Below are 26,630 nucleotides of genomic sequence, written 5' to 3'. Positions count from 1 at the left end.
TTTGCCGTTTCGTGGGCGCAAGGATCCAAGCTCGAAGGACGTTCAGCGACAGCATGAATTCGATCGATCGCTACATGGCGCGGCTGATCGCGGTGCCGCTGATCTCCACCCTGATCATCTCCGCGATGCTGCTCGTGCTCGATCGCATGCTGCGGCTGTTTCAGTTCGTCGCGACCGAAGGCGGCCCGGTGAGCGTGGTATGGCGCATGCTCGCCAACCTGCTGCCCGAATATCTCGGCCTCGGCATCCCGATCGGGCTGATGCTCGGCGTGCTGCTCGCCTTTCGCCGGCTCGCCACCACCTCGGAGCTCGACGTGCTGCGCGCCGTCGGCATCAGCTACACGCGCCTGCTGCGCGTGCCCTATATGTACGCGATCGTGCTGGCCGCGGTGAACTTCGCGATCGTCGGCTTCGTCCAGCCGACCTCGCGCTACAATTACGAGCAGCTCCGCTTCGAGCTGCGCTCGGGCGCGCTCGGCGCCTCGATCAAGGTCGGCGAATTCACCGAGTTCGGCTCGAAGATGACGCTGCGGATCGAATCGAGCCAGGACGAGGGGCGCGACCTGCGCGGCATCTTCGTCGAGATGACCAACAAGGACGGCACCCCGCTCGCCGTCAATGCCGAGAAGGGCCAGTTCCTCCGCTCCGACGATCCCGACACGATCATCTTCCGGCTGACCAACGGCACCCTGATCCATTACGACAAGAGCTCGCCGGTGCCGCGGGTGCTGACCTTCTCCACGCACAATCTGCCGATCCCGCTCCCCAAATACGAGCAGTTCCGCAAGCGCGGCGACAGCAATATCGAGCGCACCCTGCCCGAGCTCGCGGTGATCGGCCGCAACCGATCGGCCAACGAGATCGACCGCGAGACGAGCCGCTCGGCCTTCCACTACCGGATGGCGGAAGTGACGACGATGTTCCTGCTGCCGATGCTGGCGGTGGCGCTGGCGATCCCGCCCAAGCGCTCCACCTCGATGCTCGGCGTGTTCCTGTCGATCCTGATGATCGTGACCTATCACAAGATCAACGAGTATGCGCAGGGCGTCGGCAGCCTGGGGCTGATCGATCCGATCATCGCGCTGTGGGTGCCGTTCTCGATCTTCGCGGGGCTGACCTTCTGGATGTACTACACCGTCGCCTATGTGCCCGGCGGCCAGCCGATCGGCGCGCTGGAGCGGGTGTTCGCCAAGACCGGCAAGCTGATCGGCCGGCTGCTGCCGGGTAGCCGCCGGCGCCGCCGCCGTGCCGCGGAGGCCGCCCGATGAGCCTGCGCGCGCTGTTCCCCTCGCCGACCATCTCGCTCTACATGGCGCGGCTGTTCGTGCTGCGCACCTTCGCGCTGCTCGGCGCGCTGGTGCTGGTGCTGACCTCGCTCGACCTGCTGACCGAGAGCGCCGCGATCCTCGCCCATCCGGGCAACGGCAATGCCGAGATCCTGCGTTACGTGACGCTGCGCGTGCCGCAGATCGTCGCGACCTTCCTGCCTTATTCGGTACTCGGCGGCGCGATCTTCACGCTCGCCCAGCTCAACCAGAACAGCGAGATCATCGCGCTCAAGTCGGGCGGCCTCTCCGCGCACCAGGTGCTGGCGCCGCTGATGCTGTCGGGCCTGGTCGTCGCCGGCCTGTCCTTCGTGTTCAACGACCGCGTCGTCAGCCGCGCGACCGCGACGCTCGAGCAGTGGAAGAAGGTGGAATATGCCCCGCTGCCGGTCGATCGCGGCGACCGTGCCAATGTGTGGGTGCAGGCAGGCGGCAACCTGATCAACGTCCAGCAGATCAAGGGCAAGGGCGAGGCCGCCCAGCTCTACGACATCACCGTCTACGAGCGGCGCAAGGGCGCGCTGACCTCGATCCTCACCGCCAAGCACGGCGCCCGCGCCGGTAACGCCTGGCGCGTCGACGGCGCCAAGCGCTTCGACGTAGCGAGCGCCACGCTGTCGCCGATCGGTGCCACCCTTATCGGCGCGGGCGTGCGGCCGGACCAGTTCACCCTGGCGCATGTCGACCCGGATTCGAGCTCGTTCGCCGAGCTTCGCGTCGCCATCGGCGAGCTGAAGGCGGCGGGGCGGCCGACCAAGGCGCTCGAGGGATCGCTGTGGCACAAGCTGTCCGGGCCGCTCTCGGCGTTCCTGATGCCGCTGCTCGGCGCGGTCTCTGCGTTCGGCCTCGCCCGCTCGGGCAAGCTGTTCGTGCGCGTGGTGATCGGGATGGCGCTCGGCTTTCTCTATTTCGTCGCCGACAATTTCGCGCTGGCGATGGGCAATCTCGGCGCCTACCCGCCCTTCCTCGCCGCCTGGGCGCCGTTCCTGCTGTTCCTGATGATCGGCGAGGCCGTGCTGCTGCGTACGGAGGAATAGCGGGCGATTGCCGCACATGAGCAAGCGACTCGACCGATAGGGGCACGCTGCTCGGCCGCATCGGGCTGCGCGACAGTTCAGCCGGTGACGGCCACCACCATCACGCCCGCGACGATCAGCACCAGCCCGGCGATGCGGAGCAGGGGCACCGATTCGCCGAGGATCAGCCAGCCCGACAGCACCGTCAGCACCATCCCCAGCGACACGAACGGATAGGCGAAGGACACGTCGACCCGCGACAGCACGTACAGCCAGGCGCAGACGCTGATCCCGAAGACGAACAGCCCGCCGATCACCCCCGGGCTGGTCGCGATCTGCCACAGTGCCTCGACCACCGAACCACCGCCCAGCGCCCGCTGCATCGCCGGCCGCGACATGCCGTATTTCATGAGGATCTGCGCGATGGCGGACATCGCCACGCTGGAGATGATCATGACAAGAAGGCCTGGCTTCATGAGGGTCTCGCCGAATAGACACAAAGGGGACCGGAGCGATGCACCGGCACGAGCGCACCATGCTGCTCGCACGTATCGACGACATAGGAAATGCCGTTCGTGCGCGCATAGGCGAGCCGCTGGTCCAGGTTCTGCAGGCGCAGCGCCGCGTTGATGCGCGGCCACCATTCCCGATAATAGCCCGGCGACCACATCACCGCAGCGCCTTCCTTGGAGCCAACCCAGGACACCCGGTGCGCGAAGGACACGAATTCCTCGACACCGAGGTGGATGCCGCCCTGGTCGGCCGGCGGCACCGGCAGGCTGCTCCGCGGGTTGATCTGCTCCTGCGGCAGCAGGAACACGGCGGTAGGCGGCGTATGCCCGGCAGCCCAGTCGGCGACCCGCAGCCAGTCGGCCTGATGCGCGCGGAACAGCCTGTCGGCGCGCGCCGCCTGATAGCCGGTAACCAGCGCCGCCGCCCCGACCGCGGCAAACACCGCTCCCGCCACCAGCGGGCGGGACAGCAGCGGCGGCGGCGACCAGACGCGGCGCAGCAGCAGCAGCGGCAGTGCGATCGGGAGCAGCGGCGCCTTGATCGCGAAGCTGGCGAGCAGGCCCGGCCCCCAGACATAGCGGTCCGCCGGCGGTTCGGACAGCACGAGCCTTGCGGCCAGCGCGGCGAGCGCCAGCACCGCGACGATCACGATCATCGCACTGGAGCGGAGCAGATGCAGGTTGAGCAGCCCCTGCGAGCCGGTGACGAACGGCAGCACCGTCCCCGCCACCCACACCGCGAGGAAGCCGAGCAGCATCGCGAGCACCGCCGTCCGCGCCGCGCGCGGCAGGCACCAGGCGGCCGCGACGCCGACCGCGAGGGTCGCCGCGAACTTGAACAGCTCGCGCCACGACAGGCTCCACACCAGGAAGTGATAGGGCCAGTAATCGTCGAGGAAGCTGCGGTAATCGACCGGCAGCCCGCTGCCGAGGCCGCTATTGTGTGCGACGTTGAGCACGACCGGCAACGCCAGCAGCGCGGCCAGCGCGCCGCCCCAGACGAGTTGCAGCGCAAGCGCGGCGATCGAGCTGCGGCCCGCTCGCAGTGCCAGCAGCACCAGCAGCCCGAGCGGCGCGACCAGCCACACCGCCACGAACGCGTTGATGAAGAAGGTGAGACCGACGGCGACCGCCGCCCAGCCGAAGCGGTCACGCGCGGCAAGCGCCAGCGCGAACAGCGCGGTCGCGTTCGCCACCTCCGAATGGGTGAAGGCCTGGATGAACAGCCCGCCATTGCCCGCCGGCGCGGTCCCCTGCAGCGGCGCGGCGAGCGCGACGAACAGCAGGAACACCAGCTGCTGGCGGCGCGTCTCGAGGCCGAGCGGCGTTGCCATCGCCAGCGCACCGACGAAGAACAGCGTGCGCGAGAGGATCTGCAGCACGAGCAGCAGCGTCAGCGCCGCCTGCCCCTCGGCCACGCCGCGCAGCACCAGCCAGAAGCCCGACGCATATTGGCGCAGCGACTGGATGAAGGCGTCGCCGGCGAATTGCGGCTCGTCATAGAGCCGCGCGAGGATCGGCAGGTGAAAGAGGTTGTTGGCCGCGCCGGACTGGTGCCCGGACAGGCCGATCGACAGCAGCGCGCAGGCGACCACCACGGCCGCGACCAGCACCGCGCCCCCGATCTTGCCGCCGCCGGTCTCGCTCACAGAAACGCTGCCACGGCCACGATGACGCCGGCGGCGACAATGCCCTGCCGGAACACCCGGTCGCGCATCGCCCAGACGATCGGATCGTCGTGCATCAGCCGCCGGTGCGCCATCATCAAGGCGCGCGACATCAGGAACAGCAACAGCGGGCAGAGCGCCCAGAGCAGATGCGGGTGGCGATAGTGCAGCGCCACATCGGGCGACTGCACATAGAGCGCGAGCACGGTCACCGTGTTCAGCCCCGAGCCCGCCGCGAGCGCGACGATCACCGGCAGGTCGTCCTTGCGGTAATTGCGGTTCTGCGCGTCGGGCAACTGCCGATCGACGCGCACGAGCAGTTCGGTGTAGCGCTTGATCAGCGCCAGCGAGGTGAAGGCGAAGAGGCAGAAGGCCAGCAGCCAGTCGGACAGCACGATGTCGGTAGCCGCGCCGCCCGCATAGACGCGCGCGCTGTACAGCAGCGCCAGCACGACCACGTCGATCAGCATCTTGCGCTTGAGCCAGAAGGAATAGGCGGTGGTGAGCACCAGATAGCCGAGCAGCACCGCGGCGAACATGATCGGCAGGAACAGGGTGACCAGCGCGCTCGCCGCCAGCAGCAGCGGCACCGCGACCATCGCCTGGCCTACCGAGACCAGGCCGGCGGCAATCGGACGGTTGCGCTTGCTCGGGTGCGCGCGGTCGTGCGTAATGTCGACCAGGTCGTTGACGAGATAGATCGCCGACGCTGCCATCGAGAAGGCGACGAACGCCAGCAGGCAGTTGACGAACAGATCGAGCTTCAGCGCATGCGCCGCGAGCATCGGCAGGAAGATCAGCGCGTTCTTCGCATATTGGTGGACGCGCAGCGCGCGCAGCCAGACGCGAATCGTCAGCCGCGGCGACTCCAGTGCCTCGACCGCGTCATGCGATCGGCGCAGCCGGCGCGATACCGAGGCGCTGGTCGCCACCGCGTAGCAGCGCCGCGCATGGCTCCACACCGCCAGGTCCGCGCTGCTGTTGCCGATATAGTCGAAGCCGGCCTCGCCGAAGCGCTCGACCAGCGCCGTCGCCTTGCGATCGCCCGCGAGATTGTCGTTCGCGGCGGTGGCGAGGACGCCGTCGAACACGCCGAGATGCGCCGCGATCGCGCTGGCATAGCGCTCATGGCTGGCGGTCGCGAGATAGACCGGGCGCCCTTCGCTGCGCGCGGCCGCGATCACGTCCAGCACCGACTGGCGGTATGGCAGCTCGTCGGCAGCGAGCGGGTGCAGCTCGCTCAGATGCGCTTTGAGGTTCGCCTTGCCCTGCGCGAGCAGACGCGCCAGCAGGAAGGCGTCGTGCGGCCGGGCAGCAAGATGCGCCACCAGCGTTTCAGCCAGCAGATCGCCCGATACCAGAGTGCCATCCAGATCGACGACCAGCGGAATGACCGACCCAGATCCATAGGATCTGAGCGATTCGCGTTCACTACTCGCCATGCCCACTCCAGTTGCCGCAGCGCAGCATAATTCGGTTCACCGCTACCGGCCATAGACGCCGCGCGGCTTATTGCGCGACAGCAAAGCGTTTGTCGATTCGTTTGGACCGAATTCGAAGGCGCTGAAGTAGGCACTGCAATCCAGAAACTGGACTCGATCCGGGCGATTTCGCATTCCGCCCCGGCGCGTGCACGATAGGGGGCCGAGCGGCCATGGGCAGGTCGAAGGCGATCCGGGCGGCGAAATGGACGCTCCCGCGCTGCGCTCGGCCCGCATCACGACCAAGTACGTTGCACTGCCGCAAAAGATGGTAAAATTTTCTCCCGCGAGATGTTAATGCCGACACCGGCAACTTTTCGCATGACGCTCAGCGACCACTCTATACGGAGTCGAATCACTATGCCGAGTGCCTCACGGGCAACGAGCGTCCGAAGTTCACCCGCAGAAGCATTCTCGTCGAGTGGATCAAGCTCGGTATCCGATGCTGGCTGGGCCTGGTGGTGCGCGGTAGGCGCGATGCTATTGGGACTGATCGTGCCGCTACTGATGGTCGAAGTGCCACCTTTGACCGACTATCCGAACCATTTGGCACGGGCCCTGTTTCTCGCGATCGGCGCCAACGATCCGATCATGTCCAAAATCTTCGCCCCGAATTGGCAAATCGCCCCGAACCTGGCGATAGACATCCTGTTGCCGCCGCTTCTGCGCATCATGCCGCCACTGATCGGCGGGAAGGTTTTTCTCGGATTCGCAGCAGTACTTCCCGCGTCGGGGACGATCGCGCTTAACCGAGCCTGCTTCGAGCGCCGGTCCTACTGGCCATTGGCTGTAGGCCTTGTGGTCTACAACGTGCCGTTCCTGCTCGGCTTCATCAATTTCCAAATTGGCGTTGGCGTGGCACTTTGGGGAACCGCGGCCTGGATTTGGATGGCGAGACGGCATCCAGTTCTTGGTATTTTCGTCGGCGCCCTATTCGGCCTGGCGGCATTCTTCAGCCATCTATTCGCGTTCGCCCTCTATGGGTTGCTGATCGGCTGCTGGGAAGCGGGCAGCGTGATTCAACGCGGGTTGAGGAGCGACGGCATCGCGCTGTTCGTCGTTCGCCGCCTGGGGTCGGCGATGGTCGCGCTGATTGCCCCACTGCTCCTCTATCTCGTCTCGCCATTCGCAGGGACCGGAGGTGCGGTATTCCGCTACGGATGGCTCACCAAGCTAAAGACGTTGGCGGTGCCGGTTGCCGGATATTCGCCTCTTCTGACCTACGGCATCCTGGCGGTGCTCGGACTGATATTGGCGGGGCTTCTGGTCACCCGACGCTTGCGGATCGCGCCCCTCGCTTTCCTGGCCTTCCCGCTCCTGACGGTGCTTTTCTTCGCGTTGCCGACCGGGGCGAAGGGCGTCTTCTACATCGACACCCGCGTTCCCGTGATGATGGGGTTTCTGCTCTTTGCGGCTACGCTACCGCGGGTTTCCCGTCCTGTCGGGGTCGTGATCTTTCTGGCGATAGCGGCGTTGTTCATAGCGCGGATGTCGCTGATCGGTCGCGTTTGGGTCGAGGCGCAGCAAGATGTCGCCGACGTTCGCGCGGTGCTTGTGCCCGTCACCCCCGGCAGTCGGGTGTTGGCGGTCGACGCGCTGGTAGACACTTCGAACGGTCCGATCGTTCCGTCGCGCTCTCTCGCCCGCACGTACCCGAACAGCTTCTGGCACTACGCCTCGTTCGCCTTCATCGATCGGCAAGCTTTCTGGGCGGACGCGTTTACACTGTCCGGCCAGCAACCCGTGATTTCACAACCTTATTACGATCGATCGGGAAAAGCAGGAGCGTTCCCGATGCCGACCCTGCAAATGCTGACCGGCGCGGGCCTTGCGCCGGGTAAGCCTAAGCCCAGCCACCTCACCGACTGGCCTTCGAAGTTCGACTATATCCTTGTCGTGAATGCCAGCGCGGGTCCAGACCTCGGCAAGTTCTTGCCAGGGAAGCTACGCCTCGTAGCCAGGCATGGCTTTGCGGCATTGTTGGCAGTGCGGCACCCAGCCAGGTGACGGAATGCGCCGAGGGGACAGCGACATAAGCGCCCTCGGCGCGTTCGACTTGGCCAAATGGATGGAGCCAACGAAAGCGCGCCGCTTCCATCAAAAAATCAGAATGTTGCGTGACTTATCTCATGCAAGACCGCATCAATACCCACTCATCCAGCCTCTCCCCGTCACCCGGCTTTCGCCGGGATGACGATGTCGAGCGGGGATGGGACTTCTCCGGGCTGGTGAGCATTAGACCAAATTACCTCGCAGGCATGGGAGGTGCCAGCTTGCTGCAGCGCAGCCCCGCAGTCCGCGACCTAGCGCGGCGGTAGCGCAGGACAGGCTGATTCGAGCATATTGTCCCGCACGCAGGCGACGCGCTCGATATCGGCCAGTGCGGGGGGACCGAACGGCCCTAAAAAGACGAGGTCGCCGCTGCGTCCCTGAACGTCGCGCAGCAGGCCGGCCGCGTGAAGAACACGCAGTGTTCGCCCGTCATAGCGCTGGATCAGGTAGACGTTCGACTGGGGAGACACGGCAAGTCGCCCCTGTTCCGTGACCGAGACCTTGGGGCCATAGCCGCTCGCCCAGGCATTATGGTTTTCGCCGGAGAGCGCGATGATCGGAACAGGGCACTGGTCCCGCCGTCCCAGGAACTTACACGCATAGTCGGATACCACCGCATCCCCTTCGCCGCTGACGATGAGCACGCTCTTGGGATCGTCGAGCACCTGGCGAATCGCGCCATCCCATTCCTCGCGCGCAAAGCCGGCATAGGTCGCCGCGAGATTGGCGCCGCCGGCGGCGATCAGAACGCCCGCCACGACCAGAAATGTGCGCCGCCCGCGAAGCGTGCTCGCACCGGCGCAGGCAAGCGTAACCGGGAAGATCGCCATCCACACCAGGGTGCGTTCCACCAGCACCGGCTGCTTCAGGCTGAACAGGAAGAAAAGGCAGACCGCGCCGACCCAACACAGTACCGCGAGTTGCGTCGTTCGCTGGCGCGCCGTGCGGACGATGCCGAACACCGCCGCCGCAAACAGCAGCCCGGCACTGAGTGCCTGGATGCCGAACGGGTCCCGCGCCAGCAGCGAACTCGCCCAATACAGCTTGAGCGCACCGCGGATACCGAGGAAATGCATCCAGGAGATGTTCGGGTTGGGCACCTGCGTCTGCTGGTAGACGATGTACAACGCCCAGAGCGCCCCCACCGCGATCGCCAGGTCCGCGAGCGCCAGCCGCCACCAGTCGCGGCCGAGCAGCGGCACGAAGCGGCGGTCGACGGCCAGCAGCGCCAGAGTCGCGATCGGCACCCAGAGCAACGCGGTGACGTGCAGGTAGATCGCGGCAATCGCGCCGCCGACGAAGCTCAGCCAGGCCCCCGTCTGGTCCCGCGTACCGCGCTCCTCTGCGGCCACGATCCGCATCAGGCCGAAGAAGGAGACGGTCAGCGCCAAGGCCAGGAAGCTGTAACCGCGGACCTGATGCGCATAGAATATCTGTTGGGCGGATACCGCCAGCAGCATTGCCCCCAGGGCAGCAGCACGTTCGCCATAGTGCCGCGCAACGCCGAAATAAGCGACCGCGATCGTCAGCAGGTTGGCGAGAATCGTCGGGACCCGCAGGGTGACCCGGTCCATCGGGCCGATCAGTTCGATCCATCCGTGCAAGATCGAGTAGTAGAGCGGCGGATTGGTCTCGCGAACCATCCAATCGCTCCACAGACGCGCATAGGGCTGGTGCGCGAAGAACAGCGCCGCATATTCGTCGAACCACAGCGAGTAATCGGCCAGCGCAAACCGCAGTGCGGTCGCAACGACGAGGATGGTCGCCAGAACGGCCAGCCGGCGGCGCGAGCCGCCTGCCAACCAAGGGGATGGCGAACGGCTCGAGCCCGCCGAAGTGGCGCTCACCGACGCTTCCGCCAGGTGAAGATCGACGACATCGAGTAGTTCCACACCGTCGTGACAGCGATGCCGGCAAGCGCGGAGAGCACGAGATAGTTATGCCGCTGATACAGCCACCGCGCGATACCGACATTGGCGAACAGGCCGACGCCGCACACGATGTTGAACGTCAGCCATCCCCACCACAGGCTGGCGCCCTTCAGGCGCTGGTCGCTATAGGTCAGGATGTTGTTGAGGAAGAAGTTGCTCGACGTCGCCACCAGGGTGGCCACACCCTGCGCGATCGCGAACCAGCGCGTCTCTGCGGTGGTGCCGAACATTGCCAGCAGCACCTGCAAGACGATCGTCAACACCAGGAAATGCACGACAACGCCGGAGCCGCCGACCAGCGCGAAGCTGACGAACCGGATCGGAATGACATGCCCGAACGTCTTGTCGAGCAGCAACTCAAGATATTCCCACAGCACCAAGCCGTCGAGCTTGCTCTCGCCATGCTGGCGCGTGCGGAAGGTGAAGGGCACTTCGGCCACGCGCATCGGCGTCGGCGACGATGCGGCGATGTCGAGCAGGATCTTGAAGCCGACCGACGACAGCCCGGGCAGCGAGCCCATGAACGCTTCGCGCGTCAGCATGAAAAAGCCGCTCATCGGGTCGCTGATCGCGGTCTTGGTCAGCTTGTTCGCCAGCGCGGTGGCGATCTGGCTCATCGCGATGCGGCGCTTGTTCCAGTCGCCCATGCCGCCGCCCTCGACATAGCGGCTGCCGACGACGAGATCGACGTCGCCGCGGCGGATGCGGGCGAGCATGGCGAGCAGGATCTTCTCGTCATGCTGCATGTCGCCGTCCATCACCGCGACATAGGGCGAAGCCGTTGCGAGAATCCCCTCTACGCAGGCCGATGCCAGGCCGCGGCGATCGAACCGGTGGACGACGCGGACGCGCGGATCCTCCAGCGCGAGCGCACGGGCCCGATCGGCGGTGCCGTCGGGGGAATTGTCGTCGACGAAGACGACCTCCCAGCGCGTGTCGCCCAGCGCGTTCCGCAGCGCTTCGACCAGCAGCGGCACGTTGCGCGATTCGTTGAAGGTCGGAACGACGATCGAGAGTTCGGCGGGTAACCGTGCTGCCAGACCGGCATCGTGTACGCTTTCGCTGACCCCGTGGTCGAGCGGATTGCCTGACATTTGCATCTTGGCTTCCCCCTGGCCGGAGCTTCGCGTTAACTAACTCAAACCCGACAAGCAATGCATTTGCGAGACACCGCTGTCTGAATCAACGCGTCGATAATGCCAAAATGCGACAGACTTCAGACCAGTAGCGGCAGAGCGTGTCGCGGGACGGATAGCCTGCGCCCCGGCGTTAACCGATGCCATGCGGCGCGCGGCTGGGCGAATTGCGTCCGCACTCACCGCCGCTACTTGCCGGGATGCGCCTTTGCCCAGTCCAACGCTTGCTGCAGCGTCGTCACCCACACCTCGCCGCGATGCGCCTGCAGCCAGCGCACGAAACTGCGATGGGCGGCATCGGGCACCGCCTGATAGTCCCCGCCGACGCCGTGGAACAGGAACACCGCCCAGCCCCCGCCCTGCTCGGCCTCGCGCACATAGGCGATCATCTTCTCCGCCGTCGCGCCGTCCCCGAACGGGCGCGAGGGCACGTGCATCGGATCCGCCTTGGACACATCTGCCCGCGCGTCCGCCGGCGTATCGACCACGCCGCGCACATAGGTGACGAGGTTCGCCTTGCGCAGGTCCTCCAGATACTCCTTGCCGCCCGCCAGGCTCTGCCCGCACGGGGTGGCGAAGCCGTGGCGGTCCTTGCCGTCCAGCGCGCGGAGCAGCACGTTCTGCTGGGCAATCTCTCGGAGCATGCTGGCGCTGGTGTACGCCTCGCTCACATAGCGTGGATCGGCGGGATAGACGTCGTGCGTGCAGGGGTGGAAGATCGTGTGGTTGGCGAGCTCATGTCCACCCTTCGCCGCCGCGCGCCAGCGACCGACATCGGCTTCCTTCACATTGGCGAGGAAGAAGGTGCCCTTCAGCCCGGCGGCGTCCAGCGCCGGGATCGCGTGATCGAGCTGGGAGTCGAGCGCGTCGTCATAGGTGAGCACCACCGCCGCCTTGGCGCCGTTCGGCCAGCGCGTCTGCGCTGCCGCCGGCACCGCCATCCATGCACAAAGCGCCGCTGCTGCGAAAAGCCGTCGCATCACCCTCTCCTCCGACCCTGCGGCCAGCCTAGCCGCGGCCATGCCGTGCGCAAGGACGGAAATCCAAAAAGAAAAGGGCCGGCGCACCGCCCGGTGCCCGGCCCCTTGCCTGTAGCCTGCGTCGATCAGCGCTGGCGCATCGTGCCCTGCGCCAGCTTCACCACCAGCCCCGAGAGCGTCGGGTAATTGGCCTTGTGATAGACCGAGTCGGTCGACAGCGCCGCGACCAGGCGGCGATGCGCCGTGCCCAGCGAATGATACGGCACCGCCGGCAGCAGATGGTGCAGCGCATGGTAGCGCAGGCCCACCGGCGCCCAGAGATAGGGCAGGATGCCCGGCTCGGGCACGTTGACGCTGTCGAGATACTGGGCGGTCACGGTCAGCGGCTCGCCTTCATTCTCCCACAGGTGCGCGACCAGCGTGCGGATCTGGTTGAGCACCGCCGAGCAGGCGACGATCGCGACATAGGCGAAGAAGGCGCGCAGCGGCAGGATGCCCGCGACGGTGATGCCGATCAGCGCGATCGCGAACAGGCTCGCGCCCAGTTCCTGCCAGAACCACTGGCGGCGGAATTCGCCTTCGGGCGCGCGGCGCTCGAACTTCGGGTTGATCTGCAGCCCCGAATAGCGCGCGACCACCAGCCGGCGCAGCTTCGGCGAGAACAGCGACAGCGGCGACAGCACCGCGAAGCGGAGCAGCAGTCCGATCGGCATCAGCACCGAGACGAGCAGGAACAGCGGCAGCGTCCACGGCTTCATCAGCGCGAGCGGCAGATATTCGGGATCCTGATCGGTGCCGTAGCGGGTGCGGGCGTGGTGGATCGTGTGGATGCCCTCGTACATGAACGACGGCAGCAGCAGCGGCACGCCGACCAGCACGTTCCAGGCCGGGCGGAAGCCGGGCAGCAGCGAATGCTTGAGATGGGTGATCTCATGGATGAACAGCTCGGCACGGTACAGCGCGAGCACCGCGATGATGCCGCCGATCACCGCCACCCAGGGCGAGGCCGCGAACATCGCGGTCGCCATGCCGGCATAGCCGATCGCCGCCGAAAGGAAGCAGTCGGTCCAGTAGAGCGCCTTGTTCGGCGTGTGGAGGTCGCGGGTCAGCTCCGCGGCGGCGCGCAGCATCGCACGGTCGTCGGGAACGCCCGACAGCCGGATGCGCGCGATCGTCGCCGAGACCTCGGCGTCCGGATGATCGAAGGCTAGCGATTGGGTCATGGGTCCTGCCATTGGCCTTAGATAGTGGCTACAAGGTGGCATTACAGGGCGCCGAAAGGGGCAAGTCGCTGCGCTGCCGCGTATGGCTTGACAGGCGCCTCCGGACGCAAGACTGCATTGCGCCGTATCAAGAATTTCTGGGGAAGATCCACGTGGCTAGTGCCGATCTCAAGGTCCGGCCCGTTTCGGGCAAGGCCGATACCAAGGCGTTCATCGAACTCGCCTACCGCCTGAACGGCGACGATCCGAACTGGGTCGCCCCCTTGCGCGAGGAGGTGGCGGGCACGATCAGCCCGAAGAAGAATGGCTGGTTCAGCCATGCCGAGGGCCAGCTGTTCCTCGCCGAACGCGGCGGCAAGGTGGTCGGCCGCATCTCGGCGCATATCGACACGCTTGCGCTGCAGATGCCGCCCGAGCAGGGCTTCGGCCCCGGCACCGGCTTCTGGGGCCTGTTCGAGGCCGAGGACCAGGAAGTCGCCGCCGCGGTGATCGCGCAAGCCGAGGACTGGCTGCGCGCCAAGGGCATGACCAAGGCACTGGGGCCGGTGAGCCTGTCGATCTGGGAGGAGCCCGGCCTGCTGGTGAAGGGCCATGACCATCCGCCGACGGTGCTGATGGGCCACCATCCGGCGCGCTATCAGGGATGGATCGAAGCGCAGGGCTATGGTCCGGCCAAGAAGATCGTCACCTATGAGCTGGACATCAGCAAGGAATTCCCGCCGATCGTGCAGCGCATCGTCGCCGCCGGCGAGAAGAATGCCCGCATCCGCATCCGCGAGGTCAACAAGGCCAAGTTCGCCGAGGAAGCGGCAATCATCCTCGCCATCCTCAACGATGCCTGGGGCGATAACTGGGGCTTCGTGCCGCTGACCCAGCCGGAGGTGGACGATGTCGGCAAGAAGCTGAAGCCTTTGGTGTTCAACGACCTGATCCGCATTGCCGAATATGATGGCGAGCCGGTGGCGTTCATGGTCACCCTGCCCGACCTCAACGAACCGCTGAAGCCGCTCAAGGGTTCGCTGCTGCCGTTCGGCTGGGCCAAGCTGCTGCTGTGGCTGCGCAAGCCCAAGGCCCGGACGATGCGCGTCCCGCTGATGGGCGTGGTGAAGCGGCTGCAGAGCTCGCGCATGGCGAGCCAGCTGGCCTTCATGATGATCGAATATATCCGCCGGGCCTCGGTCGCCAATTACGGCGCGACTCGCGGCGAGATCGGCTGGATCCTCGATGACAACCAGGGGATGATCGCCATCGCCGATGCGATCGAGAGCAAGATCAACCGCGAGTATCTGATCTATCAGAAGGCGCTGTAAGCGCGCGAACGGCAGCGGGTGGGGGTCGCCCGCTGCCGTCGCCTCGGCCGATCAGCGGTTCGCCAGCGGATCGATGCCGGTTTCCTTGATCCACTGATCGCGCGTCTTGCACTCGCGGCGCGGCGGAATGCGGCTGCCGGTGGGCGCTTCCGGCTGCACGCAGACCCGAACCGCGCCGGCCGCCGTCGGCTTCTCGCTGCTCGTCTGGGGCTTTTCCTTGGGATCGGCGGCGGCGCTGGCCGGGACGGCGCTGCCGGCGATCAGGGCGCAGGCGCCGAACAGGACGGCGCTGATACGGGCGGTGCGAGCGAAGTTGGTCATAGGTTCCTCCTGAAATGGGCGTGCGGGGTCGTCCCGCCGCACGCGTTGCGGTGGTTGGGGTAGCTTTGGTCGAGATCTTCGGGGGTCGCGGGCGATCAGAACTCGCGCAGGGGGTCGTTGCCCTCGCGGATCCAGGTCTCCCGGGTCTTGCACTGCTTGGTCTTCTTGGCGCCGGGGGCCGCCTTTCGCTCGACGCACCAAACCTTGAGGCGGGTCGCGCGATCGAGCGTCTGGGGGTCCTTCTTCGCCGCAGCCTGGCTTGGCTCCGGGTCGGGGGCGGCTTGGGCAGGCGCCGCAGCGGCGAGCGTCGTCGCAAGCAGCGCGGTTGCCGGTAGAAGGCGGAGGATGTTCGGAACGCGGTACTGAGTCATGGCTGGCTCCTGGTTGCTTCGAGGTCCGACGCTCCTTCGCTTTCGCCGGTACTCGATGTTTTGCAGGAGCCGTGCCAGTTTCTCTAAGCTTGCAAATTCAATAGCTTAGCCAGTCACCTTGAAGTGTCATGGTGCCATAGTACGGCAAATCGCACCAACAAATGGCGCCTAGCACCAATCCGTCCGCTAAATTTTGAGGAAATGTCGACAGCAGCCGCGCGATCAGCGCAGCGTCACCCAGGTCGGCGCGTGGTCGCTGGCCTTTTCCCGGCCGCGATAGTCCTTGTCGACGCCGGCACCGGTGAAGCGGTCCGCCGCCTGCGGGCTGAGCAGCAGATGGTCGATGCGGAAGCCCGCGTCGCGCTGCCATGCGCCCGCCTGATAGTCCCAGAAGGTCCATACGCCACCCTTGGGGAAGCGGGTGCGCAGCGCGTCGGTCCAGCCCTGCGCGAGCAGCATCCGGTACCGCTCGCGCGATTCGGGCTGCATCAGCGCATCCTCGGCCATAGCGCGGACCGAGAAGGTGTCGTCGTCGTTGGGGATGACGTTGAAGTCGCCTGCGAGGATCGCCGGCCGCTCCTCTGCAAGCAGCTCGGCCGCGCGCGCGTTGAGCCGCTCCATCCAGCGCAGCTTGTAGTCGAATTTCGGCCCGGGCTGCGGGTTGCCGTTCGGCAGATAGAGCCCGCCGACGATCAGGTCGCCGATCTCGGCCTCGATATAGCGGCTGTGCGCATCCTCGGGATCGCCGGCCAGCCCACGCTGGCGCTCGACAGGCTGCTGCCCCTTGGCGAGGATCGCGACGCCGTTGAAGCCCTTCTGGCCGTGCCACACCGCGCCGTAGCCCGCCGCCTCGATCGCGGCGACCGGCAGCGTGTCGTCCGAGCTCTTGAGTTCCTGCAGGCAGACCACGTCCGGCTGCTGCTCGGTGAGATACTCGACCAGGCGCTCGAGACGCGCCTTGATGCCGTTGACGTTGTAGCTGACGATTTTCAAAGGCGTGCGCTCAGATCGAGAAGCTGGTGCCGCAACCGCACCCGGATGCCGCATTGGGATTGGTCACCGCGAAATGCGCGCCGCCGAGATTGTCGATGAAATCGACCTGCGCACCGCGGACGAGATCGAGGCTGACGGAATCGACCACCAGCCGCACGCCATCGGCTTCGGCGACGCTGTCATCGGCCTCCACGCCCTCGGCCAGGCCGAAGCGATACTGGAAGCCCGAGCAGCCGCCGCCTTCCACCGAAAGCCGCAGAATAGCGGGCTTGGCCTGCTTGGAGGCGATCGCGGCGACGCGCGCCGCGGCGGCGGGCGTCAGCGCGATGGCGGGCTGCTCAATGGTCGTCGTCATGGGCGTCAGATAATGCGCCGGCGCCCGTCCGGCAATGCGCTCAGCGCTGGCCGCGCGGACCGCCGACACCGCCCGCGCTCACCGGCGCCTGCGCGATATACTCGCCCGACTGGATGAACGGGATCGGATTGATCGCACGGCCGTCGAGGCGAACCTCGTAATGGAGGTGGGTGCCGGTCGAGCGGCCGGTCGAACCCATCAGGCCGATGATCTGGCCGCGGTGCACGCGCGTGTTATCGGCAACCAGGATCTTCGAGAGGTGGCCGTAGCGCGTTTCCATGCCGCGGCCATGGTTGATCTCGACCAGGTTGCCATAGCCGCCCTGGCGACCGGCGTGCGAGACGATGCCGTCCGCGGTCGCATAGATCGGCGTGCCCATCTCACCCGGAATGTCGACACCGGCATGCATGGCCGCGGTGCCGCGGAACGGATCCGAGCGGACGCCGAAATGCGAGGTGAAGCTGACATGCTGCACCGGCTGCATCGACGGGATGGAAATGGTGCTCGATTCGATTGAATCGAGCTTCTTCCAGGTCTCGAACAGCGAGCGGAACTGCGCATCGGCATCGGCGCTGGTCGCCGCGGATGCGTCCTCGTCGCTGACCGGCTCATAGGGGCCGCCCATTGCGACATTGACCTTGACGAAACGGCTCGGCGCAAGGCCGAGATGCTGGATGCGGGCTGCGGCCTGGCGCACACGGGCCTCGCCGACCTTCTGCGCCTGCGCGGCGAGCGCGACCTGCCGCGCCTCGACCTTGCGCAGCGGTGCGACGATCTCGTCGGTCAGCGCGCTGGTCTGCTTCGGCATCGCGGAGAGGTCGGCTTCGAGCACCGAGCGATCGGCCTTGCCCGAGACGACCGCATTCAGCACCGCCTGGCGCTGCTCGATCTTGGCGGCCTGCAGCTTGGCAGCCTGCTTGGCGGCGGCGACTTCGGCGCGCATGCGGGCCACCTCGGCGCGCATCGCGGCGACCTGCGCCTCGGGCGAGCCCGCCACCGGCGCGGTATAGGCGATCGCACCGGCCATCGCCTGCGACATGCCATAGCCGGAGAAGACCACCGTCATCACCGCGGCGCTGGCGAACAGCGCCTGCGAACGACCGCCGACGCTGAAGCGGCGCAGCTTGCCGCCTTCGTGGAGAATCACATCGCGGGTGGTGAAAAATTCCCGGAACTTGCGTGCGAAATCGTCGTTCTTGCGTTCAGACGGTACAGCCATGAGTCCCCGGCGCATTCATGGAAGCGAGCACCGTGCGACCCGGCGTTTCACTTCAGGATGATGCGGACGGATTGGGCAGCCCCTGACCTCGCCGTCCCGCTTGGGGACTCTTTTGGAGGATAATCAGCCCGCGGCAAGCGCTTGGTAGTATTCCCGCGTCAGACCGGCTGACTCGCGCGCCGAGTCGTTGAACGGAGGCTTAACGGCCCCACGGAAATGGGTACGGACCAAAGCTTGCCAAGTCGTTTCGGGCACGCAATCAGCCGCCTTGCAGGCCGACTCAAACCACTCCGTACCAGCCCTTACATGGCGTACTTCATCGGTCACGATGCGCATCAGGATACGGGCGGTGACCGCGTCGCCGGCCGCTTCGAACCGCTCGATCGTCGCCGGGGTGACGTCCAGTCCGCGTGCCTCCAACACCATCGGCACGATCGCGAGACGCGCCTTGGCATCATGCGCGGTTTCGCTCGCCGCATCCCACAGCCCGTCATGCGCGGGCAGCGCGCCATAGTGGCTGCCGAGGCTGCGCAGCCGCCGGTCAAGCAGCGCGAAATGCATCGCCTCGTCGGCGCCGACGCGCATCCAGTCGTCGGTGAAGCCGCGCGGGAATTGCCCGCCGAAACGGCCGATAAGGTCGAAGGCGAGGTCGATCGCGACGAATTCGATATGGGCGAGCGCATGGATCAGCGCGATCCGCCCACGTTCCGAACCGCCCCGCCCGCGCTTGGGCATTCGGTTGGGCGGCAGCAGTTCGGGCACATCCGGCCGCGCAGGACGATCCGGCATGGCGACGTCGAAGCGGAAGTCGAGCCGCCCCAGCCGCCAGTTGCGCGCGGCGGCGCGGGCCTGCATCACCTTGTCGGTCGGGTCGGCGGCGTCGAGCACCGCCCGCACCGCCGCGCCCACACTGCGGGCTTCGGTCACCCGAGCGCCTTTGCCGCGGCCAGCACCTCGGCCGCGTGACCGGGCACCTTCACCTTGCGCCAGACGCGCACCAGCGTACCCGACGCATCGAACAGGAAGGTCGAGCGCTCGATGCCCATATATTTCTTGCCGTACATCGACTTCTCGACCCACACGCCCAGCGCCTCCATCAGTGCGCCGTCCTCGTCCGTCGCGAGTGGGACGGTGAGGTCGTACTTGGCGGTGAACTTCTGGTGCTTGGCGGGCGGATCCTTGGAAATGCCGAGGACCTTCACGCCGAGCGCGGCGAAATCCGGCATCACCGCGGTGAAGTCCTGTGCCTCGCGCGTGCAGCCCGAGGTATCGTCCTTGGGATAGAAATAGAGGACGAACGGCGCGCCAACGCCCCAGTCGGGCAGTGCGATCGCGCTGCCGTCCGCCGCCACCAGCGCGCCCTTGGGGAGCGCGTCGCCCTGTTCGATGCTCATTGCCTGGTCTCCGTCAGCCGCGGGCCTGGATGTCGGCCCAGCATTGCCGCACCTCCTGCCGCGTTGCGTCCAGCGTCGCAACCACCGCTTCCCAATCGGGCAGGCCCAGCGCGCGGGCGATCAGCGCGCGGGTGCGCTCGCCGGGCGGCTGGGCATCGGGAGCGACCAGCCGCAGCGTCACCAGCAATCGCGTCAGGAAATCGTGCGCGGCGCGCAGCCCGGGCGGCATCAGCCCCTGCCCCACCAGCGCGTCGATCGCGCGGCCGAGGCGCGGATCGAAGCCGGTACGATGGCAGAGCTGCTGGACGTGGACCGCGAACTCCAAGTCGACCAGCCCGCCGTCGAGCAGCTTGGCGTCGAGCGGGCCCGCCGGCGGCTTGTGGGTGGCCATCTCCGCCCGCATCTTGCGCGCGTCGGCAAGGATGTCGCGCTCGGGCCGGGCACCGTGCAGCACCCGGTCGATGATCGCCTGCACTGCCGCCCGCGCCGCCGGGGAGCCGAACACCGGCCGGGCTCGGGTGAGCGCCATATGCTCCCAGGTCCAGGCATCCTTTTCCTGATAGGCGGCGAAACCGTCGAGCGACACCGACAGCGGCCCCTGCGTGCCCGAGGGGCGCAGCCGCGTGTCGACCTCGTAGAGCGGCCCCGCTGCGGTCGGCACGGAGAGCGCCGCGGTCACCCGCTGCGCCAGCCGATTGTAATAGGTCACCGCGCCCAGCGGCCGGCGCCCGTCGGATTCGGCGGCATAATCGCCGGTAAACAGATAGATCAGGTCGAGGTCCGAGGCATGGGTGAGCGCACCGCCACCCATCCGCCCGAGCGCCAGGATCACCAGCTCGCTGCCGGGCACCGTCCCATGCTGGCTGGCGAATTCCGCGACGGTGGCGGCGGCCAGCACCTCGATCGCCGCTTCCGCCACCCGGGCATAGCCGGCCGAGACGTCGAGCGGATCGCTCGCCCCGGCGACGATCTGCGCGCCCAGCGCGAACCGCTTCTCGTTGACGATGCGGCGGACATGTTCGAGCCGCCACTGATAGTCGGCACCGCGTTCCTCGACCGCCATCGCGGCGATCAGTTCGGGCACCTCGCCCACCGGCGCCAGTGCGCTGGCATCGATCAGTCCGTCGAGCAATTCGGCGCGGCGCCCCAGTTGCTCGGCGAGCGTCGGCGCATGGCTGAGGATCGCGCTCAGCAGCCGGGTGAGCGCCGGCTGGGCTTCGAGCAGGCGGAAGATGTTGACCGCGCTCGGCAGCCGCTTGAGCATGGCATCGAAGCGGGTGATCGCATGCTGCGGATCGGGCGCGCCGCCAAAACCCGCCATCAGCGTCGGCAACACCGCCTCCAGCGCGCTCTGCGCCGCCGGGCTGCGCAGCGCCGGATAGGTGGCGCCGCGCCAGCCCTCGACCACGCGCCGCGCGATATCGGCATCGGGAAAGCCCGCCGCGCCGAGGCGCTCGCCGAGCAGATCGGGGTCGCTCGGCAGCCCGCTGCCGCCGGCTTCGGCCAGCGCGTCATAGATCCGCCCGACCCGTTCGACATGCGGCTGGAGCAGCGCGATCAGCGCCGCGCCGTCCGCCACCCCGTGCAGCCGTGCGACATTGTCCAGCGCGGCCGGATCGCTCGGCAGCGTGTGGGTCTGGCGATCGTCGACCATCTGCAGCCGATGCTCGATCGTGCGGAGCAGCACATAAGCCTCGTCGAGCGCCGCCGCCTCGCCCGCATCGATACGCCCCGCCGCGGCCAGCGCCGCCAGCGCATCGCGGGTAGCAGGCGCACGCAGGGCCGGATCGCGGCCGCCATGGATCAACTGGTGGATCTGCGCGAAGAACTCCACCTCGCGAATGCCACCCCTGCCCCGCTTGAGGTCATAGCCAGCACCGAAGCGCTGGCCCTGGTGGTGATGGTCGCGGATGCGGCGCGAGATGTCCTGGATCTCGCGGATCGTGCCATAGTCGAGCGCGCGGCGCCACACGAAGGGCCGGATCGCATCGAGGAAGCGCTGGCCCAGCGCGGTATCGCCGCCCACTGCGCGCGCACGGATGAAGGCGGCGCGCTCCCAGGGCAGCGCCTGGCTCTCGTAATAGCTGATCGCCGCCTCCACCGGCAGCGCGATCGGCGTCACCTCGGGCGAGGGTCGCAGCCGCAGGTCGACGCGCAGCACATAGCCGTCGCCGTCGCGCGCCTGGAGGATTTCGAGCACTCGCCGCCCGATCCGCACCGCCGCCTCCTCGGGCACCTCGCGCGGGCGGCAGGGCAGCGTCGCGGGATCGAAGATCAGGATCGGGTCGATGTCGGACGAATAGTTGAGCTCGCGGCTGCCCTGCTTGCCGAGCGCGATCGCCGCAAAGCCGCACGGCTCCGCCTCGGGCGTGCGCTCGCGAATCGCCGCGATGATCGCGCGATCGAGCGCGGCATCGGCAAAGTCGCTCAGCAGCCGGGCGGTGCGCCCGAAATCATAGGCGCCGGAAAGGTCACCGATCGCCGCGATCAGCGCCAGCCGCCGCCGCTGCACGCGCAGCGCCTGCGCCACCGGCATCGCGGCGGTTGGCGCACGCGACACGGCGAGCGGATCCGCCAGTGCCGCCGCGGGGTCCGCCGCAAGATCGTGCTCGCGCCCCAGCACCAGGCCGAGGAAGGGCGAATGCGCGGCGATCCGCTCGATCGCATCGGGAAGGGAGGCGGAGATCACCGGTTCGCCGCGCGTCCAAAAATCGCACAGCTGCGATCAACCGCAAGAATCGCAGGCAACGAATGCTCCATATAACTGTTTTGTGACCGTGGTTCAGACGGCACCCTCCAAGGCCCCAGAGGCCAGCGCGATGACCCCCTATCGCGTCGAGGGGCCGCGTGCGTGCGACGGCATCGGTCGCGCGATCGCCAATGCCTATGCGCGCGACCAAGGGCTGCCGCAGGACATGGCGGTGCTGCTCGCCAAGCTGAACGACCGCGACCCGCGCTGCCACTGGTAGGCGTCATCGTCCCTGCATGTCGCGGTGCGCCGCGGGCATCCGCACCGTCAACCCGTCGAGCGCATCGGTAAGCACGATCTGGCAGGCGAGCCGACTGGTGCGTACCGCACCGATGGCGAGGTCGAGCATGTCCTCTTCCTCCTCGCTCGCTGCCGGCAAGCGCCCGAAATCCTCGGGTGCGATGATCACATGGCAGGTCGAGCAGGCCATCTGGCCCTCGCACGTGCCCTCCAGCGGCTGACCGGCATTCTGCGCGACTTCGAGCAGCCGCGCACCGGGCGGCGCCTCGACGTCCAGCACCGCACCGCCCGCCGCCTCGAACCGTACCCGGATCATGCGGCGACCCGCTGGGCGTCGGCGGCGGCGCAGATACGGTCGAGTGCGGTCATCAATTCCTCCTCGGTGGTCATGCGGCCGAAGCCGATACGAATGCTCGAACGCGCGGCAGCGTCCGAAAGGCCCAGCGCGCGCAGCACATGGCTCGGCCGGCCGGAGCCGCTGGCACAGGCGGAGCCGGCGGAAAAGGCGATGTCGCGCAGGTCGGACATCAGCCGGGCGACGTCGAGACCGTCCCGGCGGAGGTTGAGATTGCCGTAGTAGCGGTGGGTGGCGGAGCCGTTGAGCTGCCAACCTCTTGTTCCCCTCCCGCCTGCGGGAGGGGCTAGGGGAGGGTGAGTGAGGGTAGCAGGCGGTTGCGTGGAAGATAGAACCTCCACATCGCACCCTCCCCCATCCCCTCCCGCAGGCGGGAGGGGGGATAGTTGGAGTCGCTCTGACGCCAGCGCGAACAACCTGCTGACATGACTCGCGTCCACCTCTGCCCGCACGGCCGCGACCTTCGCCGCTGCCCCGAACCCCGCGCACAGCGCCGGCGAGAGCGTCCCGGATCGCCCAGGCGCCTCCTGCCCCCCGCCATGCAGCAGCGGCGCCAGCGTCACCCCGTCCCGCACCCACAGCGCACCGATGCCTTTGGGCCCATGGATCTTGTGGGCGGAGATCGCCACCAGGTCGCAATTCGCCGGGATCGGCACCCGGCCATAGCCCTGCACGGCGTCGCACAGGAACAGGGCACCGGCCGCATGGGCGAGTTCCGCCAGTTCCGCGACGGGCTGGATCACTCCGATCTCGTTGTTGACCAGCATCGCGGCGACCAGCCCCGTGCCCGGCACGATTGCCGCCCGGGCCCCTGCCAGGTCGACGAGCCCGTCCGGCCCCACCGGCAGCACCGTTATCGGCCGACCGGTCGCCGCGACCGTATCGAGCACCGCCGCATGCTCGGTTGCCAGCGTGACGATCGGCCCCGTCGTGCCCTTGATCGCCCAGTTGAGCGCTTCGGTGGCACCGCTGGTGAAGGCGAGCGTGCCCCCTGCCGGCAGCAGCGCCGCCACCTGCGCCCGCGCCACTTCCACCGCCGCCTTGGCGGCGCGGCCCGGCGCATGCGGCGAATGCGGATTGGCGTGCTGCGATTCCAGCCAGGGCAGCATCGCGGACAGCGCCTCGGGGGCGAGCGGCGTCGTCGCCTGATAGTCGAGATAGATCATGCCGCCCGCGCCTCGGCAAAGGTCGCCCGCCACAACTCGGCGAAGCGATCGACATCGGCCTCGGTGGTGCCCCGCCCGAAGCTTACCCGGACGACTTCGCGCAGCGCCGGTTCGGCCCAGCCCATCGCGGTCAGCACATGGCTGGGCCGCATGCTGCCCGAGGAGCAGGCACTCCCCGCCGACACCGCCACGCCCGCCAGATCGAAGCGGATCAGTTGCGCCGCCGACGAGACACCCGGCATCCGATAGGCGCCGATCAGCGGACTGCGCGGGCTCTCGGCGCCCACGACATCGCCGCCGGCCTCCACGATCGCCGCCTCCAGCCGCGCGCGCAGCCGGTGCATCTTTGCAAGATCCTCCGGTACCCCGACCGCAGCCGCATAGCCGAGCGCGCCGGGCAGGTTCTCCGTGCCCGCACGATAGCCCTTTTCCTGCCCGCCGGTCGGCAGCAAGAGACCGAGATCGCGGACCAGCAGCGCGCCGATCCCTGGCGGGCCGCCGCGTTTGTGCGCCGAGACCGCCACCAGATCGGCATGGCGCAGCACCTCGGCATCGGCATGCGCGGGCATCTGCGCGGCATCGACCAGCAACAACCCGCCCGCGCCGTGCACGATGCCGGCGATCGCCGCGATCGGCTGGCGCACCCCGGTCTCGCTGTTCGCCCATTGCACGCAGACCAGCACCCTGCCTTCGCCCTGCAGCGCTACGGTGAGGGCATCGAGTTCCAGCAGGCCGTTCGCCGCCACCGGCAGCACGCCCGCGCCCTCGCCCAGCCGCAGCACCGCGTCATGCTCCACGGCGGTCACCAGCCGCCGCTCGACGACGCTGCGTTGCATCGCGATGGCGAGCGATTCGCTTGCACCGCTGGTCAGCAGCAGCTCGTGCGCCCAGCCATAGGCAGCGGCGATCCGTCGCCGCGCATCCTCCAGCGCGGCGCGTGCCGCACGCCCGTCGCCATGCGGTGACGACGGGTTCGCCCAGCGCTGCATCCCCTCCACCACCGCCGCCACCGCTTGCGGCAGCATCGGGGTCGTCGCGGCGTGATCCAGATAGAGTCGAGCGGCCAATGGCGTTCCAATTGCGTGAAGGGACCCGCTGCCTATATAGCGACCATGTTCCTGCGCTCCACCGCGCATCTCCCTATTGAACAGGATCCGCCTTGCCCGAAGTCATTTTCCCCGGACCCGAAGGCCGCCTCGAGGGCCGCTTTGCCCCCGCCCCGCGCCCGCGCGCACCGGTTGCGATGATCCTCCACCCGCACCCCAATGCGGGCGGCACGATGAACAACCGCATCGTCCAGGATCTCTACAAGACCTTCCAGCGCCGCGGCTTCGCGACGCTGCGCTTCAACTTCCGCGGCGTCGGCAAGAGCCAGGGCACCTTCGACAACGGCATCGGCGAGCTTTCGGATGCCGCCAGCGCGCTCGACTGGGTGCAGAGCTTCCACCCCGAGGCCTCTTCCACCTGGGTCGCGGGCTTCGGCTTCGGCGCCTGGATCGGCATGCAGCTGCTGATGCGCCGCCCGGAAATCCGCGGCTTCATCTCGGTCGCGCCGCCGGCGAACATGTTCGACTTCACCTTCCTGGCCCCCTGCCCCAGCTCCGGCATCATCATCCAGGGCGAGCAGGACGAGGTGGTCACGCCGGGCGCGGTGCAGAAGCTGGTCGACAAGCTGCGCACCCAGAAGCACATCACTATCCACCACGACACCATCCCGGGCGCGAACCACTTCTTCGAGCACGAGATGGATCAGCTGATGGGTTCGGTCGACCGCTATCTCGACATGCGGCTCGACCCGAACTGCCCGATCCGCTGAGGATCCTGGCGGCTCAGCGCGGCGCGAACGTCGCGCTGAGCCAGCGATCGACCACAGCGGTGGCGGCATAGTCCGCCTCGCCAAGCTTCCGGTTCATCGCAACATGGCCACGCAGGCCGCGGCCCTCAAAGCCCTGCAGCGTCACCTTCGTCCCCGCCTGCCGCAGCGCCGCGGCCAGCGCCTCCGACTGGCGCGCGCCATCGTCCCGATCGACATGGAGGATGAAGAAGGACGGCGCATTGGGCGCTTGTGCATGCGCGATCGGCGAGAGCGCGCGCTGCCGCGCCGGATCGCTGCCGAACGCCTGCTGGTAGATCGGCTGCATAAAGCGGCCCGCCTGCGCCAGCTGCGCGGGCACGTCATAGGCCGCGCCATCCAGCAGGATCACGCCCCGCAGCCGATCGGGCGAGAGTCCCACCTTGGCCAGATAGCCGGGATCGGTGCCGACCAGCGCCGCCAGGTGCGCGCCGGCGCTGTGCCCCATCAGCACCACCCGCTGCGGGTCGAATCCGAGTTCGCGGGCATGGCCGATCAACCAGCCGAGCGCCGCCGCCACATCCTCCGCCTGCTGTTCCACCGGTGCTTCGGGCACCAGCCGATAGTCGATCGTCGCGAAGGCATAGCCGGCATCGCGCAGATGGGTGATCTTTGGCGTGCCGGTCGCGTTCTCCTTGTTGCCCATCCGCCAGCCGCCGCCATGGACGAACACCACCAGCGGCGGCGGCGACGTCGTCGGGTGGCTGGGCAGATAGAAGTCGAGTTTCTGCGCGGCGCGCGCGCCATAAGCGAGGTCGCGCTTTTGCGCAGCAGCAGCGGGCGCTGCCGGCTCCACCTGCTGCCGTGCGAGCACGGGCGCGCCCGCGAGGAACAGTCCGGCTACCACCCATCCGATCGCGCGCATCCTGGCTCTCCTGCTGCGGGCTGCAGGATATTGCGCGGGCGCCGGGTCGGTCGACTCGGAAAAGGTCGCAAGATGTAACGATCCCGCGCCGGTGAGCGCTCCCCTCCCGCAAGCGGC

25 protein-coding genes are annotated in these 26,630 nt (G+C 67.5%); 6 read left to right on the top strand and 19 right to left on the bottom strand.

Annotated elements, in window-relative coordinates; translation table 11 throughout:
* Positions 1-53 precede the first annotated feature (53 nt).
* Together lptF and lptG are read left to right on the top strand one after the other, a co-directional pair.
* Positions 54-1,268, top strand: a complete 1,215-nt coding sequence (gene lptF, locus SAZ01S_RS04755; RefSeq protein WP_174596091.1) for an LPS export ABC transporter permease LptF — start codon at positions 54-56, stop codon at positions 1,266-1,268.
* On the top strand, positions 1,265-2,362 hold the full coding sequence (lptG, locus tag SAZ01S_RS04750) for an LPS export ABC transporter permease LptG (protein WP_084580592.1): 1,098 nt from the start codon (positions 1,265-1,267) through the stop codon (positions 2,360-2,362). Before lptF ends, lptG begins: the two co-directional genes overlap by 4 nt.
* Positions 2,363-2,439: 77 nt before the next feature.
* Here the strand turns inward: lptG and SAZ01S_RS04745 are convergent, their stop codons facing one another.
* The 3 genes from SAZ01S_RS04745 to SAZ01S_RS04740 are packed head-to-tail and all read right to left on the bottom strand — an operon-like array spanning position 2,440 to position 5,962.
* Entirely contained in the window at positions 2,440-2,796 is a 357-nt protein-coding gene (locus SAZ01S_RS04745; protein ID WP_167693072.1) for an SMR family transporter, read from the bottom strand.
* Between the two features lie 17 nt (positions 2,797-2,813).
* A complete protein-coding gene (locus tag SAZ01S_RS23955; RefSeq protein WP_167693071.1) occupies positions 2,814-4,502 on the bottom strand; it encodes a hypothetical protein in 1,689 nt (562 codons plus the stop codon).
* Entirely contained in the window at positions 4,499-5,962 is a 1,464-nt protein-coding gene (locus SAZ01S_RS04740; protein ID WP_084580588.1) for a UbiA family prenyltransferase, read from the bottom strand. Before SAZ01S_RS04740 ends, SAZ01S_RS23955 begins: the two co-directional genes overlap by 4 nt.
* 522 nt (positions 5,963-6,484) lie before the next feature.
* Here SAZ01S_RS04740 and SAZ01S_RS04735 point away from each other — a divergent pair.
* Positions 6,485-8,008, top strand: a complete 1,524-nt coding sequence (locus tag SAZ01S_RS04735) for a hypothetical protein (RefSeq protein ID WP_139809942.1) — start codon at positions 6,485-6,487, stop codon at positions 8,006-8,008.
* Positions 8,009-8,304: 296 nt separating this feature from the next.
* On the opposite strand, the gene SAZ01S_RS04730 is transcribed toward SAZ01S_RS04735, so the two are convergent.
* From SAZ01S_RS04730 to SAZ01S_RS04715, 4 genes are all read right to left on the bottom strand, one after another.
* Positions 8,305-9,900, bottom strand: coding sequence for a glycosyltransferase family 39 protein (locus SAZ01S_RS04730; RefSeq protein ID WP_218018024.1), 1,596 nt, complete (start codon positions 9,898-9,900; stop codon positions 8,305-8,307).
* Positions 9,897-11,078: a glycosyltransferase gene (locus tag SAZ01S_RS04725; RefSeq protein WP_084580582.1), complete on the bottom strand. Its 1,182-nt coding sequence runs from the start codon at positions 11,076-11,078 to the stop codon at positions 9,897-9,899. The genes SAZ01S_RS04730 and SAZ01S_RS04725 overlap by 4 nt, the downstream gene beginning before the upstream one ends.
* A 230-nt stretch (positions 11,079-11,308) precedes the next feature.
* Complete coding sequence (locus SAZ01S_RS04720) at positions 11,309-12,100, bottom strand: polysaccharide deacetylase family protein (RefSeq protein ID WP_084580580.1); 792 nt, start codon at positions 12,098-12,100, stop codon at positions 11,309-11,311.
* Between the two features lie 125 nt (positions 12,101-12,225).
* The gene (locus SAZ01S_RS04715) at positions 12,226-13,323 is read right to left on the bottom strand and encodes a fatty acid desaturase family protein (protein WP_084580578.1); all 1,098 of its coding nucleotides are present in this window, start codon (positions 13,321-13,323) and stop codon (positions 12,226-12,228) included.
* Positions 13,324-13,475: 152 nt separating this feature from the next.
* Here SAZ01S_RS04715 and SAZ01S_RS04710 point away from each other — a divergent pair, with 152 nt between their 5' ends.
* On the top strand, positions 13,476-14,633 hold the full coding sequence (locus SAZ01S_RS04710; protein WP_084580576.1) for an N-acetyltransferase: 1,158 nt from the start codon (positions 13,476-13,478) through the stop codon (positions 14,631-14,633).
* A gap of 51 nt (positions 14,634-14,684) precedes the next feature.
* Here the strand turns inward: SAZ01S_RS04710 and SAZ01S_RS04705 are convergent, their stop codons facing one another.
* From SAZ01S_RS04705 to SAZ01S_RS04670, 8 genes are all read right to left on the bottom strand, one after another.
* Positions 14,685-14,954 carry a hypothetical protein gene (locus tag SAZ01S_RS04705; RefSeq protein ID WP_084580574.1) on the bottom strand — a complete coding sequence of 90 codons (270 nt, stop codon included), beginning with the start codon at positions 14,952-14,954 and terminating at the stop codon, positions 14,685-14,687.
* Positions 14,955-15,049: 95 nt separating this feature from the next.
* Positions 15,050-15,325, bottom strand: a complete 276-nt coding sequence (locus SAZ01S_RS04700) for a hypothetical protein (RefSeq protein ID WP_084580572.1) — start codon at positions 15,323-15,325, stop codon at positions 15,050-15,052.
* 222 nt (positions 15,326-15,547) lie between these two features.
* Positions 15,548-16,318 (bottom strand): exodeoxyribonuclease III, encoded by a 771-nt coding sequence (gene xth, locus SAZ01S_RS04695; protein WP_084580570.1) that lies wholly within the window; start codon positions 16,316-16,318, stop codon positions 15,548-15,550.
* Between the two features lie 10 nt (positions 16,319-16,328).
* Positions 16,329-16,673, bottom strand: coding sequence for an iron-sulfur cluster insertion protein ErpA (gene erpA, locus SAZ01S_RS04690; protein ID WP_084580648.1), 345 nt, complete (start codon positions 16,671-16,673; stop codon positions 16,329-16,331).
* 40 nt (positions 16,674-16,713) lie between these two features.
* Positions 16,714-17,892, bottom strand: a complete 1,179-nt coding sequence (locus SAZ01S_RS04685; protein WP_084580568.1) for a M23 family metallopeptidase — start codon at positions 17,890-17,892, stop codon at positions 16,714-16,716.
* A 123-nt stretch (positions 17,893-18,015) separates the two neighbouring features.
* On the bottom strand, positions 18,016-18,819 hold the full coding sequence (locus SAZ01S_RS04680; RefSeq protein ID WP_174596090.1) for a ferritin-like domain-containing protein: 804 nt from the start codon (positions 18,817-18,819) through the stop codon (positions 18,016-18,018).
* Positions 18,816-19,286 (bottom strand): peroxiredoxin, encoded by a 471-nt coding sequence (locus tag SAZ01S_RS04675; protein ID WP_084580566.1) that lies wholly within the window; start codon positions 19,284-19,286, stop codon positions 18,816-18,818. The genes SAZ01S_RS04680 and SAZ01S_RS04675 overlap by 4 nt, the downstream gene beginning before the upstream one ends.
* 13 nt (positions 19,287-19,299) lie before the next feature.
* Positions 19,300-21,975, bottom strand: a complete 2,676-nt coding sequence (locus SAZ01S_RS04670) for a bifunctional [glutamine synthetase] adenylyltransferase/[glutamine synthetase]-adenylyl-L-tyrosine phosphorylase (protein ID WP_139809940.1) — start codon at positions 21,973-21,975, stop codon at positions 19,300-19,302.
* A gap of 130 nt (positions 21,976-22,105) precedes the next feature.
* Between SAZ01S_RS04670 and SAZ01S_RS23550 the strand changes: the two genes are divergently transcribed.
* Positions 22,106-22,255 (top strand): hypothetical protein, encoded by a 150-nt coding sequence (locus SAZ01S_RS23550; RefSeq protein WP_218018023.1) that lies wholly within the window; start codon positions 22,106-22,108, stop codon positions 22,253-22,255.
* Positions 22,256-22,258: 3 nt separating this feature from the next.
* Here SAZ01S_RS23550 and SAZ01S_RS04665 read toward each other — a convergent pair whose 3' ends face one another.
* Genes SAZ01S_RS04665 through SAZ01S_RS04655 form a run of 3 tightly spaced genes read right to left on the bottom strand, consistent with a single transcriptional unit; the run spans position 22,259 to position 24,863 of the window.
* Positions 22,259-22,591, bottom strand: a complete 333-nt coding sequence (locus SAZ01S_RS04665; RefSeq protein WP_084580564.1) for a 2Fe-2S iron-sulfur cluster-binding protein — start codon at positions 22,589-22,591, stop codon at positions 22,259-22,261.
* Complete coding sequence (locus tag SAZ01S_RS04660; protein WP_084580562.1) at positions 22,588-23,796, bottom strand: cysteine desulfurase family protein; 1,209 nt, start codon at positions 23,794-23,796, stop codon at positions 22,588-22,590. Before SAZ01S_RS04660 ends, SAZ01S_RS04665 begins: the two co-directional genes overlap by 4 nt.
* On the bottom strand, positions 23,793-24,863 hold the full coding sequence (locus SAZ01S_RS04655; RefSeq protein ID WP_084580560.1) for a cysteine desulfurase family protein: 1,071 nt from the start codon (positions 24,861-24,863) through the stop codon (positions 23,793-23,795). Before SAZ01S_RS04655 ends, SAZ01S_RS04660 begins: the two co-directional genes overlap by 4 nt.
* A gap of 92 nt (positions 24,864-24,955) precedes the next feature.
* On the opposite strand from SAZ01S_RS04655, the gene SAZ01S_RS04650 reads away from it, so the two are divergent.
* The gene (locus SAZ01S_RS04650) at positions 24,956-25,612 is read left to right on the top strand and encodes an alpha/beta hydrolase (protein ID WP_064313821.1); all 657 of its coding nucleotides are present in this window, start codon (positions 24,956-24,958) and stop codon (positions 25,610-25,612) included.
* A 13-nt stretch (positions 25,613-25,625) separates the two neighbouring features.
* On the opposite strand, the gene SAZ01S_RS04645 is transcribed toward SAZ01S_RS04650, so the two are convergent.
* A complete protein-coding gene (locus tag SAZ01S_RS04645) occupies positions 25,626-26,513 on the bottom strand; it encodes an alpha/beta hydrolase (RefSeq protein WP_084580558.1) in 888 nt (295 codons plus the stop codon).
* Positions 26,514-26,630 lie beyond the last annotated feature (117 nt).

The sequence above is a fragment of the Sphingomonas azotifigens NBRC 15497 genome, from assembly GCF_002091475.1.
Lineage (GTDB): Bacteria > Pseudomonadota > Alphaproteobacteria > Sphingomonadales > Sphingomonadaceae > Sphingomonas > Sphingomonas azotifigens.
This window is presented reverse-complemented; position numbering and strand designations above follow the sequence as displayed.

Excerpts from the sequence above, each read along its gene's own strand:
- SAZ01S_RS04725 (WP_084580582.1), bottom strand. The coding sequence starts at position 11,078 with ATGTCAGGCAATCCGCTCGACCACGGGGTCAGCGAAAGCGTACACGAT.
- SAZ01S_RS04685 (WP_084580568.1), bottom strand. The coding sequence starts at position 17,892 with ATGGCTGTACCGTCTGAACGCAAGAACGACGATTTCGCACGCAAGTTC.
- SAZ01S_RS04700 (WP_084580572.1), bottom strand. The coding sequence starts at position 15,325 with ATGACTCAGTACCGCGTTCCGAACATCCTCCGCCTTCTACCGGCAACC.
- erpA (WP_084580648.1), bottom strand. The coding sequence starts at position 16,673 with ATGACGACGACCATTGAGCAGCCCGCCATCGCGCTGACGCCCGCCGCC.
- SAZ01S_RS04740 (WP_084580588.1), bottom strand. The coding sequence starts at position 5,962 with ATGGCGAGTAGTGAACGCGAATCGCTCAGATCCTATGGATCTGGGTCG.
- lptG (WP_084580592.1), top strand. The coding sequence starts at position 1,265 with ATGAGCCTGCGCGCGCTGTTCCCCTCGCCGACCATCTCGCTCTACATG.
- SAZ01S_RS04645 (WP_084580558.1), bottom strand. The coding sequence starts at position 26,513 with ATGCGCGCGATCGGATGGGTGGTAGCCGGACTGTTCCTCGCGGGCGCG.
- SAZ01S_RS23550 (WP_218018023.1), top strand. The coding sequence starts at position 22,106 with ATGACCCCCTATCGCGTCGAGGGGCCGCGTGCGTGCGACGGCATCGGT.
- SAZ01S_RS04665 (WP_084580564.1), bottom strand. The coding sequence starts at position 22,591 with ATGATCCGGGTACGGTTCGAGGCGGCGGGCGGTGCGGTGCTGGACGTC.
- SAZ01S_RS04745 (WP_167693072.1), bottom strand. The coding sequence starts at position 2,796 with ATGATCATCTCCAGCGTGGCGATGTCCGCCATCGCGCAGATCCTCATG.
- SAZ01S_RS04715 (WP_084580578.1), bottom strand. The coding sequence starts at position 13,323 with ATGACCCAATCGCTAGCCTTCGATCATCCGGACGCCGAGGTCTCGGCG.
- SAZ01S_RS04720 (WP_084580580.1), bottom strand. The coding sequence starts at position 12,100 with ATGCGACGGCTTTTCGCAGCAGCGGCGCTTTGTGCATGGATGGCGGTG.
- lptF (WP_174596091.1), top strand. The coding sequence starts at position 54 with ATGAATTCGATCGATCGCTACATGGCGCGGCTGATCGCGGTGCCGCTG.
- SAZ01S_RS04705 (WP_084580574.1), bottom strand. The coding sequence starts at position 14,954 with ATGACCAACTTCGCTCGCACCGCCCGTATCAGCGCCGTCCTGTTCGGC.
- SAZ01S_RS04675 (WP_084580566.1), bottom strand. The coding sequence starts at position 19,286 with ATGAGCATCGAACAGGGCGACGCGCTCCCCAAGGGCGCGCTGGTGGCG.
- SAZ01S_RS04660 (WP_084580562.1), bottom strand. The coding sequence starts at position 23,796 with ATGATCTATCTCGACTATCAGGCGACGACGCCGCTCGCCCCCGAGGCG.